1 pseudogene is annotated in these 1,067 nt (G+C 55.6%); it reads left to right on the forward strand.

Features of this window, described 5'->3' with window-relative positions:
- Window positions 1-106: 106 nt before the first annotated feature.
- Window positions 107-1,067 (forward strand): annotated as a pseudogene (locus AC1DWI_RS24175) (adenylate/guanylate cyclase domain-containing protein); the annotation flags it as partial.

Raw genomic sequence — 1,067 nt, forward strand, 5'->3', positions numbered from 1 at the left:
GATCAGGGCGTACCGGATCGGGCCGCCAGGCAATGCACCGGTAATACCGTCCGGCACCGCAGTCCAGCTGAACTTGCGGCCGACTATCGCGGTGATCCCTTTCGCGATGCGCAGCAGCGAGCCGGGACATGAACTCCTTGGCGAGGCCTTGGCCGACGAAGTGATTGCCGCTTTGTCCCGCACCTCCGAACTTCATGTGATCTCGCGTCTTTCGACCACTGTGTTTCGGGAACGTCCGGAGGCAATGGAAGACATACGGACCCACTTGGGCGCTACGTATATCTTGTCTGGCACGTGCCGCAGCGCCGGAACACAGCTGGCGTTGTTCGTTGAGTTGATCGAAGCAAAGACAGGCCACATTCTCTGGGCGGACAGTCTGAAGGGTCAAGTACACGGTTTATTTGCGGCAGACGATGAACTGATCGCACGATTGGTTTCTGCCATTAGCTCGTCAGTCATGTCGCAACAACTTGAGAAGGCACGAAGGCAATCTTTACCCAATCTTGAAGGATATACGCTGTTACTCGGTGCTGTCGCACTCATGCACAGAAACTCCCCCTCAGATTTCGAGCGAGCCCGGCAGATGCTGGAGCATCTGATTGACCGTAGCCGTCGGCATCCAATGCCGCACGCGTGGTTAGCCAAGTGGCATGTACTTCGCGTACAACAGGGGTGGTCCACAGACTCTGCGAAAGAGGCTCAACTCGCGTTGAATTGCACCAAGCAGGCCATGGATAGTGAGCCGGACTGTGCTTTCGCCCTCACCGTAGAAGGATTCATATACACGAACCTTCTACGACAGCTAGACGCAGGCTCTCAACGCTACGAACAGGCGCTTAGCATCAATCCTAATGATTCGCTAGCGTGGCTGCTCAAGGGGACAATGCACGCGTTTAAAGGAGAAGGAGATATGGCCGTTGTGGGGACCGAAAGAGCCCTAAAGCTTTCACCGCTTGATCCACTTCGGTATTTTTACTTCTCCTTGGCGGCCACCGCCGCCAATTCAGCGGGTCAATACGCCAAGGCTCTAGAACTAATCACTCTATCGCTTCGAGCCAACCGCACGC

The organism is Polaromonas sp. P3_C2, from assembly GCF_056402675.1.